Source organism: Agathobaculum massiliense (genome assembly GCF_900291975.1).
GTDB classification, from domain to species: Bacteria; Bacillota; Clostridia; order Oscillospirales; family Butyricicoccaceae; genus Agathobaculum; species Agathobaculum ammoniilyticum.
Genome location: NZ_OMPN01000001.1, coordinates 1,714,574 through 1,729,447, shown reverse-complemented (window position 1 = coordinate 1,729,447; position 14,874 = coordinate 1,714,574). Strand labels below are relative to the sequence as shown.

The following is a 14,874-nucleotide window of genomic DNA, read 5'->3' as shown; positions in this document are numbered from 1 at the left end:
CCTTAATCCATAATAAACCGACAAAATTCGACGAAATACGAATTTTTGTGATAAAATAAAATCCAATCAAAAAAGCGGAAAGGGGATTTATCAAGATGGACATGTCACCTGTTATGGGTATGCCGCATATTTATGAGGAGGACGGTTACATCCACTTCATGCTGCGTCCAGAGGACCTGATGCGGCTGCGCTATTCGGAGGAGGCCAAAACCTCTTTCGTGGATTTTATGGACCAGTGGCTCGACCAGATGAAAACGCAGGTCCGCGAAAACACGATGGACGGCTACCGCTACGCGTTTGAAAAGCACATCCGGCCGTTCTTCACCGCGCGCGGCACCACGCTCGCCACCGCGCGGCCGATGGATTTCCAGGACTTTGTCAACCTGAAGTTTTCGCAGGGCCTATCGCCGACCTCGATCGTCAAATTCCACTCCATCATGCACAAGTGCCTGAAATACGCGGTCGCGCTGCAGATCATCCCGCTCAACCCGTCGGACAACGTGATGCTGCCCAAGCGCTACAAATACCGTGGGCAGGTGTACAACCGCACGCAGATCAACGTATTCCTGGCCGCAGCGCTGCACTCGCCGGCCGAGGCGGCGTTCGTGCTGGCGGCCACCTACGGCCTGCGCCGCAGCGAATGCGCGGGCCTGCGCTGGAGCGCGATCGACCTGCGCGCCCGCACCATGGTCATCAACCATACGGCGGTGCAGTCGGGCGGGCGGGTCATTTACGCGGACAGCGTCAAGACCAAGTCCAGCTACCGCACCCTGCCGCTTTCCGACTCACTCAAGCGCTATCTGAGCGACCTGCGCCGCCGCCAGAACGAAAACCGCAAGCGGTACGGCAAAAAATACTGCAAGACCGACTATGTCTGCTGCCATGAGGACGGTTCGCCCCTCCGGCCGGACTATATTTCGCGCGAATTCGAGCGGGTATGCCGTAAGGCGGCGCTGCCGCGCATCCGCTTCCACGACCTGCGCCATTCGGTTGCGACCATCCTGCTCCAGCAGGGCTTTTCGCTCAAGCAGATCCAGGAATGGCTGGGCCACGCGGATATCGCGACCACGGCGAACGTTTACGCGCATGTTCCCTATGTGGAGAAGATCTCGATCGCCAAGGGCGCGACGCCCGCGATCGTGCTGCAGTAAAGCGTAAAAAGCGGCCTTATGGCCGCTTTTTACGTTTGCTTTATGCGAATGCGCGGTACAGGAAGGTGACGATCTGGCCTCGGGTGCAGGTATCGGACGGGGAGAATGTGGTATCGCTGGTGCCGGTGGTGACGCCCTGCTCAACCGCCCAAGCCACCGCGTCCGTATAGTAGTCCGGAACGTCGGTGAAAGCGGCGGGCGCGGCCGATTCCGGCTTGCCGTCCATTTTCCACATGAAGTCCACCGCATCCGCGCGGGTGCAGGAATAGTCCGGATCAAAGCCGATTCCGGTGGTCATATCCTGCTCATTTGCCCACTGCGTAGCCTTGAAATAATAGCTGTCCTTCGAAACGTCGGCAAAATATCCCGCCATGCTTTCCGGTTCGGGCGAACCCGCCGCGCGCCACAGGAAAGTGATGATCTGGCCGCGGGTGCAAAGCTCCTCGGGCGAGAAGGTGGTGTCGCTGGTGCCGGTGGTGATGCCCTGCTCAACAGCCCAGGCAACTGCGTCCGCGTAGTAGGCGCCGCTCTTTACGTCGGAAAAGCCGGTATCGGTTTCCGTGTCCTGTGCGGGCTGGGTCGTGGAGCCGCCCTGCTCCACGGCGCGGAAAGCGGTTCGCTGCTCGCCGGCATACGCACCGCCGTTGTCCTGGACACACATCACTGTCTTGCCGGTTTCCAGCGCAAGCGTATTGATGTGGAGATCAAATGTGGTGATCCAGCCCCTTGTTGCATCATAGGTGCTGACACAGAAGCCGCGCGGCGCATCCACCGTCAGCACCGTGCCGGCAGGAACGAGAAGCACGGTAAACTCGTCTCCCCCAATAACGTCCTGCATGGTTTCCGTGCCGATGATCGGCTGGGACAGCGTGTACTGCCAGCCGTGGATATCGGTCAGCGTGGTGTCCCCAGCCTGTGCGGCAAACGCCGGAACGGTTAACCCCATGCACAGAGACACGGCCAGAATCAGGGAAAGCAAACATTTTTTCACAAAAAACCCTCCTCTTTTTCTCAGAGAAGGGCCTTTCCGGCTCCCTCTCTGGATGAAACCGGTATGCCCGCCGTGGCGGACCTCCTTTATAAAAAAGGTAGCACAATACGGGCCGGATTGCAAGCTTATTTCCCGCGGAACGCAAAAAACCGCTGCCCAAGGTAGTTGAAGCCGGTAAACAGGCACATGCCCGCGAACATGGAGACGTTGTCCCGCACGCCCGCGGCCACGCCGGACAGGAGTGCGCGGCACAGCGGCTTGGCGATGCCGTAGGCCAAAAGATAGCATGCCGCGATGTTGAGCGCGAAGCGGACGATCTCCCCCGCGCTCCTTTCGCTGCTCTGGAAGGTAAAGTATTTATTGAGGAAAAAGCTCAGGATGCTGGTCAGCAGGTAATTGGCCGCGCTTGACACCCAGTAGGAGCAGTGGGCAAGGTTGTACAGCCCGAACATGATCGCCGTGCCGACCAGCGTGTTGACCACGCCCACAATCAGGAATCTGGCGAGCTTTTGGTCAATAATGCCGGACAGCCTGCTCATTTGATGCCTTCCTCCGTTTCGCGCACCAGATAGATCGGCCGTCGCTTGGTTTCCAGATAGGTTTTGGAGAGGTACTGACCGAGGATGCCGATGCACAGAAGCTGCACGCCGCCGAGGAACAGAATGACACATATCATGCTCGGCCAGCCGCCGACCGGATCGCCGAACGCCAGCGTCTTGACCAGCACCACCAGGATGAACACGAACGCGATCAGGCACAGCAGCACGCCCAGCACGGATGCGAGCGCGAGCGGCACGGTCGAGAAAGCCACGATCCCCTCCAGCGAATAGCGGAACAGCTTCCAGAACGACCACTTGGTTTCGCCGGCCACACGCTCGACGTTGACGAACGGGATCCATTTGGTGCGGAAGCCCACCCAGCCGAATATTCCCTTGGAAAAACGGTTGTACTCGCGCATGGACAGGATCGCGTCCACCACGGCGCGCCGCATCAGGCGGTAATCGCGCGCGCCGTCCACGATGTCCGCGTCGGATATTTTATGGATCAGCCGGTAAAACAGGCGCGCGAAAAACGACCGGATGGGAGGCTCGCCTGCGCGGGTGGTGCGGCGGGTGGCGGCGCAGTCGTAGCCCTCCTCGGTGACCGCGCGATACAGCTCGGGCAGCAGGGCGGGCGGGTCCTGCAGGTCCGCGTCCATCAGGGCGACGTAATCGCCCGTCGCGGCCTCCAGACCGGCGAGCATGCCGGCCTCCTTACCGAAATTGCGTGAAAACGATACGAACCGCACGCGTCTGTCCGCCGCGGCAAGGCGGCGCAGCACGGACAGGGTATTATCGCGCGAACCGTCGTCGATGAATACGAATTCAAAATCGATCCCTGACATTTCCCCGGCAACACGGGTTGCCTCCTGATAGAACAGGGGCAGCGCCTCCTCCTCGTTATAGCAGGGGACCACGATCGAGATTATGGGCATGGCTTTTCTCCTCTCTGAAGCGGTCAAAGGCAGGCACTACGTTGGAGCCGCGAAAGACCGCGCGGATGGGGCAGTGGAGCCTTATACTCTGGAATTATTTTAATCCCTTGCCATATCGATGTAAAGAAAAAACGGCCGCATTGCAACAAACCTGTAACATTATACCCGCTTATGTCACGATTGTTACACTTTTCCGCCTGCTATTGTGAGAAATGGGAGGAAACGCTATAATTTAATTACGATAATATCCAAGGATGGAAATGACTATGCTCAAAAAAACAATTTCCGCCCTGTTTGTGGCGTGTATCATGGTGATAGGAGCCGCGGCGGCGGGCACGATCTTCCCCGTGACCCGCACGGATATCGACGGCGTGAGCCGATCCGGCTATCTGGACGAAGAGGGCAGGACCGTACTCTCGTTCGCCTATGCGCAGGCGGGCGAGTTCGCGGACTGCGGCCTGGCCGCGGTCGAGGATGAAAAGTGGCAGACCGCGGTGATCGATCGGGAGGGGAGACTGGTTATCCCTTATACCGCGTCGCCGGTGTCGGTCGATTTTTCCGAAGATATGGTGGCGTACCGCTACGCCGACCACAGCGTCTACTACACCCTGCAGGGGGAGCTGGTCGGCTCCTACGCGGGCGCGCTGGATTTCTTTTCGGATGGCCTGCTGCTCTGCAAAAGCCCGGCCTCCGGCCTGTATTCCTACGTCAGGCAGGATGGTACGGCGGCCTTTGAAGGGGAATACAGCGACGCAGGCGTTTTCCTGAACGGCCGCGCGCTGGTGCGCACGACCGATGGCGCCTACCTTGCCATCGACACGCAGGGGCAGACCCTTTACACGCTGGAGCATCATATCACCCCGTCCTATATGACCATTTTCGGCACAGATACGGTTGTGCTTTCCGACGGGACCAATCAGGCGCTGTATTCTCTGGAAAGCGGCAGCTATATCACGGATTTCCTGTATAACACGATCTCGGAATTCCACGGTGGCGTCGCCATGGTCCGCCAGGCCAACCGTTGGGGGCTGATGGACACCACAGGCAAGCTGCTCACCCCGCCGACCTACTATTACCTGTCCTATATGGGGGACGGGCTGTACGCGGCGCGTAGCGAGGACGGCTCGGCCGCGGCGGTGGACGCCAACGGCAACATCGCCTACCGCACGCTTAGCTATGTCGGCGGCTTTGACGAGCTGCGCTACGGCCTGGCATGGCACGGGACCTCGGACGGGAGCCTGATCTTTTTCAAAAAGAACGGCGGCTATTTCGCCAGCCTGAAGAATGCGGAAAATCCGACGCTGCTCAGCGAGAACGTGGTGCGCGTCACGCAGGACGGAAAGCAGAAGTATGTTAACCTTTCCGACGGGCGGACGCTGTTCGAGCAGCCGACCTCGTTCGATCTCGGCAAGGGCATCACGGCGACCACCGTGCATTACGAGCGCTTTTTCGGCTATCAGGCGGATGGGAGCGAATATGGCTGGAACGTGGATTTTCCGGAGATCTCCGGTCTGCCGGATGCCGATGTGCAGAAGAAGATCAATGAGGCCATCCGCAAATTTTTCCTGGAAGGCCCCTCAGTGTCGGCGGAGTATGAGGCGCTCGAAGGCGGTTACGGCGCGTCGCTGGAGGGTTCCGTGCTGGTGGTTTGGGCGAACTGCGTCAGCGGAAAGGGCGCGGGCTCGTCAGTCTGGAACAATAACCTGGCGTTTGATATCCGCACGGGCGAGCAGTATGGGCTGAACGATCTTCTTTCGAGCGGCTATGTGGAAACGGTCAAGGCGCTCCTGCCGGATACGCACGCGTTTTACCTGTACAGCTTCCCGCGCATGAGCACAAAGGGCGTGACCTATTATTATAATGAATATGAGAGCGAAACGCGCCGCGCCTATACCGAGAGTTACCTGCTCACATTCGAGCAGCTGCAGGAGGCGGTCGATCAGTCGGGCGAATGCTACCAGGCGCTGAAAACGCCGTTTATTCGCGAGACCAGCCTGACCGGCTTCCGTGACGTTCCCAACAGCCATTGGGCCGCGGAGTATATTCAGCAGGTCAAGCAGGACGGCGTTATGCAGGGCGACGCGGACGGGCTGTTCCGGCCGGACGACCTGCTCACAGGCGCAGAGCTGTGTGCGACCATCGCGCGGAGCGCGGCGCTCGAGACGCCGGATACGGTGCTGGAGGGCGTCAGCGCGGACGCTTGGTATGCAAAGGATGTCAGCGCGATGCAGGCCGCAGGCCTGCTGGATGGTCTGGAGCTTGACTTTACCGCCCTGATCAGCCGAGAGGAGGCCATGCAGGTGTTCGCGAACCTGCTTGTCGGTAAAGGTAGCGCGCTGCCGGACGAGGCGGAAACGGACGAGCTCCTGTCGTCCATTTCCGACCAGGAGACGATCACACCGGAGTACCGTGCCGCCGTGGCGTTGTGCATGCAAAAGGGACTGGTCAAGGGCTATGCGGACGGTACGCTGCAGCCGGCGGGTAATTTTACCCGCGCGGAATTTGCCAAGCTGCTGACGATGCTCTGAATAAAAGGTGAATAAAGCAGCCTTTCTGCCGTGGATACTGACGCGGCAGGAGGGCTGTCTTTTTGTAAAAAAGCGGCCGGAAACTGCGGGAGGAGGAGAAAAAAGCTTTTCCTGTTTTCAGGGGAACGGCGAAAAAGCGTTTTTTTCGATTTGTTGCAAAATAGAAGATATTTGGCCGAAAACGGGGCGATTAAGGGGAAAATCAGGAACAGGCCCGCCATCAGAAAAAGGTTCTCGCACTGGTACTGGCGTTCGCATGCGCGTTCACCATGTTTGCCGGTGCGGCGTTCACGGACGAGGCGGACATTAAGGCCACCGACGCCGTGAACATGCTGACGGCGCTGGGCGTAATCGAGGGCGACCCCGATGGCTCCTTCCGTCCGGATGCAACCGTTACCCGTGCGGAAATGGCGAAGATGATCTTCGTTGTCCGCAACAACTCCATTGATGATTCGGCCTACGCGAACAACTCTTCGAAGATGACCGACATCAACAGCCACTGGGCCAAGGGCTACATCAAGTTCTGCGAGTCCCAGGGCATCATCGCCGGCTACGGCGACAACACCTTCAAGCCCGACGCGACCGTAACCGGCGTGGAAGCTGCGAAGATGCTGCTCGTTCTGACCGGTTATGACGCTGACAAGGCTGGCCTGACCGGTCACAACTGGTCCACCAACACCCTGAAGTATGCCGGTTCCGCCGGTATCCTGGACGACGTCAACTCCGGTCTGGAGTCCGGCCTGCCGCGTCAGTACGCCGCGCAGATGATCTACAACACGCTGGACACCAACCGTGTCAAGTGGTCCACCGACTCCGACTCCTTTGACGACAACCTCGGCAATGGCTACAAGGAGACCGTTGGCTACGCTTACATGGGTCTGACCAAGTCTGTTGGTATCCTGACTACTGTCAGCAAGGACTCCCTCACCCTGACCGGTATCGACGAGGCGGAGAGCGATAAGGTTTACTCCGGCAGCAATCCGTACGCTACCAACTTCACCAAGGTGAAGGAGGATTACTCCAGCCTGCTGGGCCAGAAGGTTAAGGTCATGTTCAAGGACGGCAAGACCAACAACGTCCTCGGCGTTTATGCGGTTTCCGACAACGAAGCCTACGCCGTTAACGCTTCTGAAGTAGAGTCCGATGGCGATAAGGTCAAGTTCGGCGGCAAGTCCTACTCGATCGAGAACGCTTACGGCAATGACTACATCGATGTTTACTACACTGACATCGAGGGCAAGGAAACTGCCGTAACCGGTGAGGATGGCGCCTCTTCGAGTACCTCCAAGAGCTTCACCTCTCAGGCGGGTGTCAAGTACACTGCTGCCAACAGCAAGTACGGCTTTGAGGCTGAAGAGCTGTTCGACGATTGGGATACCTCCTCTGCGGTAATGCAGTTCGTCGATTCCGACGGCAACGGCCGCTTCGACTCCGTTATCATCACCGACTACGCCGCGGCTGAGGTCACCTCTGTTACCTCCTCCAAGGTAGTTGCCGGCAAGAGCTATGAGTTCGACGAAGAGAACATCGACGACGACCTCAAGGCGGACGACTGGGCGATTATCTCCTACGACCGCTACAACGACTGCACCCGCGTTGCCAAGGCTGACGTTATCACCGGCAAGCTGGACGGCCTGAAGAAGGACAGCACTTCCGAGAACTACAACGCAAACAAGGGTACTGGCGTTAAGTATCATGAGTACCAAATCGGCGACGAGTGGTACAATGGCGCAACCGACAAGGACAGCCGTACCGATATCAGCACCGTTAAGGCGGGCGACGAGGTCGAGGCTGTTGTTGTAAACGGCGTTGCATGGAAGATCAAGCGCTCTTCGGGCAACGGCTCTCTGGCTGATGTGACCGACATTGCGATGGTCGTTAACAAGGATGCCGGCATTGGCGGCAATCAGGTCAAGCTGCAGTTCTTCAACGACACTACCAAGGTTGTTGACGTTGACGATGACAGCACGATCAAGTATGCTTCCCTGAAGGTCGGCGCGCTGTATGAGTACAGCATCTCCGGCGGCGAGTACTCTTTCGAGGGTCTGTCCACGGAAGACGATTACTACGGCGATTACACCTATGTCGGCACCGCTTCGTACACCGCTAAGGCTGATGCTCTGGGCGGCAAGAAGATTGACGACACTGCCAAGGTTATCCTGTTCGAGGATAACGGCAAGGATACCGGCAATGACTCCAAGGTCATCACCGGCAAGCAGCTCAAGGCGCTGGAAAGCTCCGCTGTCACTTATGAGGGCGATGCGGCTTACTTCACCGCTGACGTAAACGGCCTGACCCGCGTTGCGGCGATTGCTGTTGAGGTCGACAAGCTGCCCGAAACCACCACTTCCAACGACTTCTACGGCTACATCCTGTCCGACGCGAAGGAATCCGGCACGAACGAGGTTTCCTACAACGTGCTGCTCGAGGGCGCTGACGAGGCCGTAACGGTTTACGAGAAGAACGCCAAGACCGGTGACCGCAAGAAGAACACCCTGATCGGCTATAAGTCCCTCGACGGTGAGGATGCCGACAAGCGTTACATCGACGACGTACATCTGTACAAGCTGGGCGAGACCAACTTCGGTCTGGGCGCTATCACCGATGTGAACAGCAAGCAGACCACGGTTCAGATCGCTGGCTGGGATGGCTCCGCTGTTCAGAATTACGAGCGCGACGTAACCGCTGACACCGTGGTATTCTACATCGATACCGACGCGAAGACTGGTTCTTCGACCGGCTCGATCCGCAAGGCTACCAAGTGGTATGACGATGCGGACGGCGCGATGATCACCAGCGGCGACAGATACATTGCCAACGCCCTGTACCTGATCAAGGACAGCGACGATCTGGAAGTGCTGGTCGTTGAGTCTGGCGACAACCAGTTCCGCGGCAAGTACGCTGACGCACTCAAGGAAACTTACGATACCACGACCTGGTCCGGCTCGATTGCAAATGTGACCCAGGAGTATGATGCTTCCGCGCAGCCTGTTTCTCTCACGCTGACGACCAAGAATGTTCCGGCGAACACTACAGTTGAGTTGAAGAACGCGATCAGCTCCAAGGGTACTTCTTTGACCGGCATGGCTTTAACTGCCAGCACCAAGGTTGCGGCAAACGGTTCCACCACGCTGTCCATGACCAATGTGCCGGTTGCAACGGTTGACGACGTAATTACCCTGACCTTTACGGTTGGCAAGGGTACGGAGAACGAGTTCGATGCCTCTGCTACCATTACGGTTGTTAATAAGGCAATTGAAACTTCCGAGATCTCTGGTGCGACTGTTACTGCTAAGGATCTGACCACTAATACTTCTTGGAATTCCGCTGCATCCTTTAACGACTTGTTCACGGCAACGGATACTACTAATGCAACGGCTGCAGTTAGCTACAAGCTGAATGGCAACACTTATTACAACTATGATAAGTTGCCGACGACAACCGGTATTGGCTACACTGTTGAAGTAACTGTGACCTACACTGCTAAGGCTAACTTTAAGTTCGCTGGTGACTACACCGGTGCAACTGCTACCAGCTGGACGGTTGACGATGCGACCGTATCTGATGATGGCGCTACGCTGACTGTAGTGTATACCAGCCCTGTGGTTACTCTGTCTTAAATCTGTTTCAATTTTAAGGCAGCAACGAAAACCCCCGAGGATTCCTCGGGGGTTTTCCCTTTTCCTTTTACCGGAACGCGATGTAGTAAAACTGCGCGCCGTTGTAGTTGAGCTTGCTGTATTTGTACTCATACAGCGTAAAACCGTTGGAAACAATGCCACAGTAATCTGTTTTGTAGCCTTGCAGCATCAAGGTGCTGTAAACCGCGGTTTCGTCCGCGATCAGGCCGTCCTTATGGCCGATAATGACCGCCTTGGGTGTGAACCCGATCGACAGGGTGCGCGGATAGCTGCCGGTTCCGGTGTAGGTGCCGAAATACATCTCGCTTTTCTGCGGCACCGCGTTCTCCAGCGCGCGGACCCGTCCGGAAAGCGCTTCGCGGGCCTGCTGCTCGGCGGCGAGTCCGGCCTGGGTTGCTTTCTCATCCAGCTCGGCGGCAAGCTCCTCTGAGAGCATCTCCCGATCGATCGTGTCCCCGAACGTGTCCACCACGATGCCCTCCACACGCGCCTCCAGCCGTGAAGCCTCGTCGCAGATTCCGTTCACCGCCTGCCGCAGCTCCTCCGGACTGCTGTCGAACCGCGCTTTCAGCTCGTTTGCCGGCAGGCTCGGCTGGTCGGGCAGGTCGGTGATTTTGTGTGTGAATTGCGTGATCTTGTGGTCAGAAAAAGACATGGTTTCCTCCTTTTTGTCGGTGCCGCCCGCGCGCGTTCCTTGGACAGCGCGCGCGGGCGCGCGTGGGGCGGAGCCGCCCCGTCTGGTTTTTCATGCGGGGAAAGTAAGCAACCGTTATAATAGCCCAAAAAACGGAAAGCGCAAGGGCAAGTATTTGCCCTTGCGCTTTTTCCCGTTTCTGCTATTCTGGTAGACGCTTACTTTCCCGTGCCGGTGCAAACGGCGGGCGGGGAACCCCTCACGCGCGCGCCCGCGTGGTCAGAGGAACGCGCGCGAGGGGGAACTCCGGCCGCCCCAAACAAAAGGAGGTTTTTCATGTCATTCAGCGATCATAAAATCACAGCGTTCCAGCACAAAATCACAGACCTGCCCGACCAGCCGAGCCTGCCGGCAAACGAGCTGAAAGCGCGATTCGACAGCAGTCCGGAGGAGCTGCGGCAGGCGGTGAACGGAATCTGCGACGAGGCTTCACGGCTGGAGGCGCGTGTGGAGGGTATCGTGGTGGACACGTTCGGGGACACGATCGATCGGGAGATGCTCTCAGAGGAGCTTGCCGCCGAGCTGGACGCGAAAGCGACCCAGGCCGCGCTCTCTGATGAAGCGGGAGCGCGTGTCCAATCGGATAAGGCCCTTGCCGACCGTTTAACGGCTAACGAAACACTGACCGCACAGAAATGTGAAATTTACTGCGGCAGTTATGCCGGAAGCTGGGACGGGGATTACAGCCATAGTAATACGAAAACCGTTTCTCTCGGCTTTCAGCCGAAAGCGGTTATTATTTCCTCGAGCAACGCGAGCAATATTGCCGGTTACGGCGCAACACTGGCACATATCGCGGTGGAGGATGCGGCGTCGCCATATGTTTCGATCACAAGTACCGGTTTTCAGGTAAGCCGCTATATGAACCTTTCGGCCAATGGTCCATTCCGGTATGTTGCGCTGAAATAGGGAAAACCCCCTCGAAATTCCGAGGGGGTTTTTTCCACCTTTAAAGATTACTGAACATCCTTAATCTCAGTAGCAGTCAGGGTAATCGCCTTGCCTGCCTTGATATCGTTTTCTGTCACAGTATACTCAAAAGTGATTTCGGTTGTAGAGCCGCCAGCCTTATTCTGGAGCTTGGTGCCGTTGGACAGCGTCAACTCATACTTAGCAGCCGTTCCACCATTATCGATGTTCGTGCCCGTTACAGTAATGGTAACCGTCTCGTCTTTCGCTTTTGCCGCGGCCGCCACAGCGGTCACAGCCATGTCCTTAGTAGTAGCCGTGGCACTGTCCTGCTTCAGATTAGCAGTCTCTACCGCCGCTACACCCACGTTTACCTTGGTGAAGGTGATATCCGTAATGTTAACGGAAACCTTAGCATCAGCAGTATCCACATCAGCAATAACAATGTCAGCAGTGTTGCCCGGCTTCAGGGTAATGTTCTGCGTGGTTTTGTATCCATCCACATCGATAGATGCTTTAGCAGTAGCTTCCGCGAAATCGCCTTCGACCGTCAACTGGACATGAACTTCCTTATCGCCAGAAACGTACTTGGAGCCTGCGCCAGTGATGATATCCTTATCCTCAACAGAGATTTCAGCATACTTGGTGCTGTAGTCGCCCTTCTCCTGAGTTTCGCCGCTGTCATCGCCGCTCTCGTGGCTCTTGCCGTCGAACGCGCCAGTGGTATCAACAACCAGAACCTTCAGGTCAACATCATCGTTGCCGTTTTCGTCAACCTGGAACATCACGTTGGAGGAGTAAGCAGTCTGATCGTTGCTGTCAATGTACTTCTCAGCCTTGGCCATCGCAGACGTGCCGTAGACGAAGTCAACGCCGATCTGCTTATCTTCGTCTGCAGCGGAGTCAACGAACAGGACAGCGGTGTCCGCGGTTACGTTGAACTTCTTGTTATTAACGCTGATGAACTTGGTGTCCGTGCTCTGGTTGCCGCCATAGTAAACGGTACCGTCATTACCGAAAGATGCCGTACCCTTAACCGCAGTCTGCTTGGAGGTATCAACATCTGCGATCTTGGCGACCTCGCTTACGTCGCTGATAACGTTGTCGGAGTTGATCGCGGAGTAGCCGATCAGCGTACCCTTAGCGCGAGCAGTCGCGTTCTCTTCGATAACGTCAACATACTCGTTGTCAGTCGTCCAGATCGTGTAGGAAGCATTGCCGTCCTTGTTCTGGCCGTTGTTGGTGACAACATATGCGTAGTTGTCGAAAGACTCGCCGCTGATGGTCATATCGTCGGTCTTGACAGTGATCATCATCGCACGGTTGAGACCGTTCTTGTCCTTCGTGAATACCGCGCCGGCTTCCTTAGAGGTAGCCAAATCATTGGTATTCAGCGCGTTATACTGCTTGCCGGTCAGCATCTTGGAGCGGCCGTTGCCGTCATACAGGATAACCGCGGCGGAATCATCCACGGTATAGTCCTTAGTGCTTACGGTTACCTTATCATTGCTCGGATCGGCCGTGCCGGTACCAACATAGAGGTAGCCATTGTACTTGATGGTGTCGATCGCCTCGAACTTCATCGAAGTATCCGAGCCGGAAACCTTGTAAGCCTTACCAGCCGAGCTGGAACCCAGGGTGACCTTGGTGTTGTCGGAGATGGTAACCAGCTTGGAGGTGCCGTCGAAGTAGCGGATACGGACCTGATCGCCGTTGATCGTGCCGTTGCTGACTACGACCGCAACGTTGGTCGGGAAGCCGCCTTTGCCGTCGTCGGACTTGATCTTAACGATCACGCCATTGACAACATAAGCCTTGACGGAGTCGCCGTTGGAAACATCCGAAGCGTTTTCGTCGGAAATGTTGTACCAGGTGCCGTCCAGCTTATACTGCTTGTAGTCGCCGTTGATCTTGTCATTCTTGTCGCGGGAGCCGTCCAGTGTGGTGCTGATGATATCAGCCTTGACAACATCCTTGCAGTCCTCATACAGGTTCGCGGAAACAACCGCCCAGTCGTCCTGCTCGATGTCCTCGTCGATGTTTTCGTCCTCGAACTTGTAGGTCTTGGAACCAGCGGTGATCTTATCGGAAGAAACGTAAGTCACTTCGCCGACCAGCTTCTCGAATACGATAGCGGTATCGATCTTGCCGTTGCCGTTCGCATCGACGAAAGTTACCTCGTCGGTGGACAGGTTGCCGTTGGACTCATTTTCGTTGAGTGCAGCGCCCTTGTCGAAATAGTCAAGAGACTGAGCCTTTTCCGCCTGCGCGCCGTCTACGCTGATAAAGGTAGTGGCGATCTTGGTGCCGTCGATCGAGTAGGACTTGCCGCCGAACTTAATCTTAGCGCCGTCCTTTTCAACGCCATTCATCAGGGTGGTGTAAACCGTGTTGTCCGAGATGGAATAGACGCCCAGAACGTTGTTGGTCTTTTCATCCTTGAACATGACCTTGACCTTCTGGCCCAGCAGGCTGGTGTAGTCCTCAGAAACCTTGGTAAAGGTCACATCGTCGTATCGGGCGATCTTGTGGTAGTTGTCGGAATCGTAGCTTTCGTCCAGCTTGATGGTCAGGGAGTCACGATCGATGGAGATCAGGGTACCGACATCCGAGGACAGGCCCATGTAAGCCTTACCAACGGTCTCCTTGACGCCGCCGTTGAGGATGTCGTCAAAAGACTGAGAATCGTTGGACCACTTGACACGGTTGGTGTCCAGCGTGTTGTAGATCATCTGCGCGGCGTACTGACGCGGCAGGCCCTGCTCCAGGCCGGAGTTGACGTCGTCCAGCAGGCCGGCGGAGCCAGCATACTTCAGGGTGTTGGTGGACCAGTTGTGGCCTACCAGACCAGCCTTGTCAGCGTCGTAGCCTGCCAGAACGAGCAGCATCTTCGCAGCCTCCACGCCGGTTACGGTCGCGTCGGGCTTGAAGGTGTTGTCGCCGTAGCCGGCGATGATGCCCTGGGACTCGCAGAACTTGATGTAGCCCTTGGCCCAGTGGCTGTTGATGTCGGTCAGCTTAGAGGAGTTGTTCTCGTAAGCCGAGTCGTCAATGGTGTTGTTGCGGACAACGAAGATCATCTTCGCCATTTCCGCACGGGTAACGGTTGCATCCGGACGGAAGGAGCCATCGGGGTCGCCCTCGATTACGCCCAGCGCCGTCAGCATGTTCACGGCGTCGGTGGCCTTAATGTCCGCCTCGTCCGTGAACGCCGCACCGGCAAACATGGTGAACGCGCATGCGAACGCCAGCACCAGTGCGAGAACCTTTTTCTGATGGCGGATTATATAACAAAAACCCTTCTGTTATTTGATTTTCCGTATAAAATAACTAAATGGACAAACTTTTTTAAAAGCCTCTATTTTTTATCCGCAAAAGCCGCCTATGCGGGTTGCGCCTGTTTGGCACAAATGAGCCCTCCAAAAGTAAGAAAAGAAATTTGTCTATAACATACAAAACGGCCTCCCTTTTATGGGAGGCCGCACC

At 56.6% G+C, this 14,874-nt stretch carries 9 protein-coding genes; 4 read left to right on the top strand and 5 right to left on the bottom strand.

Annotated elements, in window-relative coordinates:
• Positions 1 to 95 precede the first annotated feature (95 nt).
• Positions 96 to 1,151, top strand: coding sequence for a tyrosine-type recombinase/integrase (locus tag DBQ51_RS08800; RefSeq protein ID WP_082396893.1), 1,056 nt, complete (start codon positions 96 to 98; stop codon positions 1,149 to 1,151).
• A 40-nt stretch (positions 1,152 to 1,191) separates the two neighbouring features.
• Here the strand turns inward: DBQ51_RS08800 and DBQ51_RS08795 are convergent, their stop codons facing one another.
• The 3 genes from DBQ51_RS08795 to DBQ51_RS08785 form a co-directional block, all read right to left on the bottom strand.
• Positions 1,192 to 2,142 carry an S-layer homology domain-containing protein gene (locus tag DBQ51_RS08795; RefSeq protein WP_107631325.1) on the bottom strand — a complete coding sequence of 317 codons (951 nt, stop codon included), beginning with the start codon at positions 2,140 to 2,142 and terminating at the stop codon, positions 1,192 to 1,194.
• Positions 2,143 to 2,267: 125 nt separating this feature from the next.
• On the bottom strand, positions 2,268 to 2,681 hold the full coding sequence (locus DBQ51_RS08790; protein ID WP_054326640.1) for a GtrA family protein: 414 nt from the start codon (positions 2,679 to 2,681) through the stop codon (positions 2,268 to 2,270).
• Complete coding sequence (locus DBQ51_RS08785; protein ID WP_054326641.1) at positions 2,678 to 3,616, bottom strand: glycosyltransferase family 2 protein; 939 nt, start codon at positions 3,614 to 3,616, stop codon at positions 2,678 to 2,680. The genes DBQ51_RS08790 and DBQ51_RS08785 overlap by 4 nt, the downstream gene beginning before the upstream one ends.
• Positions 3,617 to 3,882: 266 nt before the next feature.
• Between DBQ51_RS08785 and DBQ51_RS08780 the strand changes: the two genes are divergently transcribed.
• Positions 3,883 to 6,144, top strand: a complete 2,262-nt coding sequence (locus DBQ51_RS08780) for an S-layer homology domain-containing protein (protein ID WP_054326642.1) — start codon at positions 3,883 to 3,885, stop codon at positions 6,142 to 6,144.
• A gap of 269 nt (positions 6,145 to 6,413) precedes the next feature.
• Entirely contained in the window at positions 6,414 to 9,764 is a 3,351-nt protein-coding gene (locus DBQ51_RS08775) for an S-layer homology domain-containing protein (RefSeq protein WP_107631324.1), read from the top strand.
• 67 nt (positions 9,765 to 9,831) lie between these two features.
• Here DBQ51_RS08775 and DBQ51_RS08770 read toward each other — a convergent pair whose 3' ends face one another.
• Positions 9,832 to 10,440 carry a hypothetical protein gene (locus DBQ51_RS08770; protein WP_107631323.1) on the bottom strand — a complete coding sequence of 203 codons (609 nt, stop codon included), beginning with the start codon at positions 10,438 to 10,440 and terminating at the stop codon, positions 9,832 to 9,834.
• A 315-nt stretch (positions 10,441 to 10,755) separates the two neighbouring features.
• Between DBQ51_RS08770 and DBQ51_RS08760 the strand changes: the two genes are divergently transcribed.
• Complete coding sequence (locus DBQ51_RS08760) at positions 10,756 to 11,388, top strand: hypothetical protein (protein WP_107631322.1); 633 nt, start codon at positions 10,756 to 10,758, stop codon at positions 11,386 to 11,388.
• 47 nt (positions 11,389 to 11,435) lie between these two features.
• Here DBQ51_RS08760 and DBQ51_RS08755 read toward each other — a convergent pair whose 3' ends face one another.
• On the bottom strand, positions 11,436 to 14,642 hold the full coding sequence (locus DBQ51_RS08755; protein WP_107631321.1) for an S-layer homology domain-containing protein: 3,207 nt from the start codon (positions 14,640 to 14,642) through the stop codon (positions 11,436 to 11,438).
• Between the last annotated feature and the right edge of the window lie 232 nt (positions 14,643 to 14,874).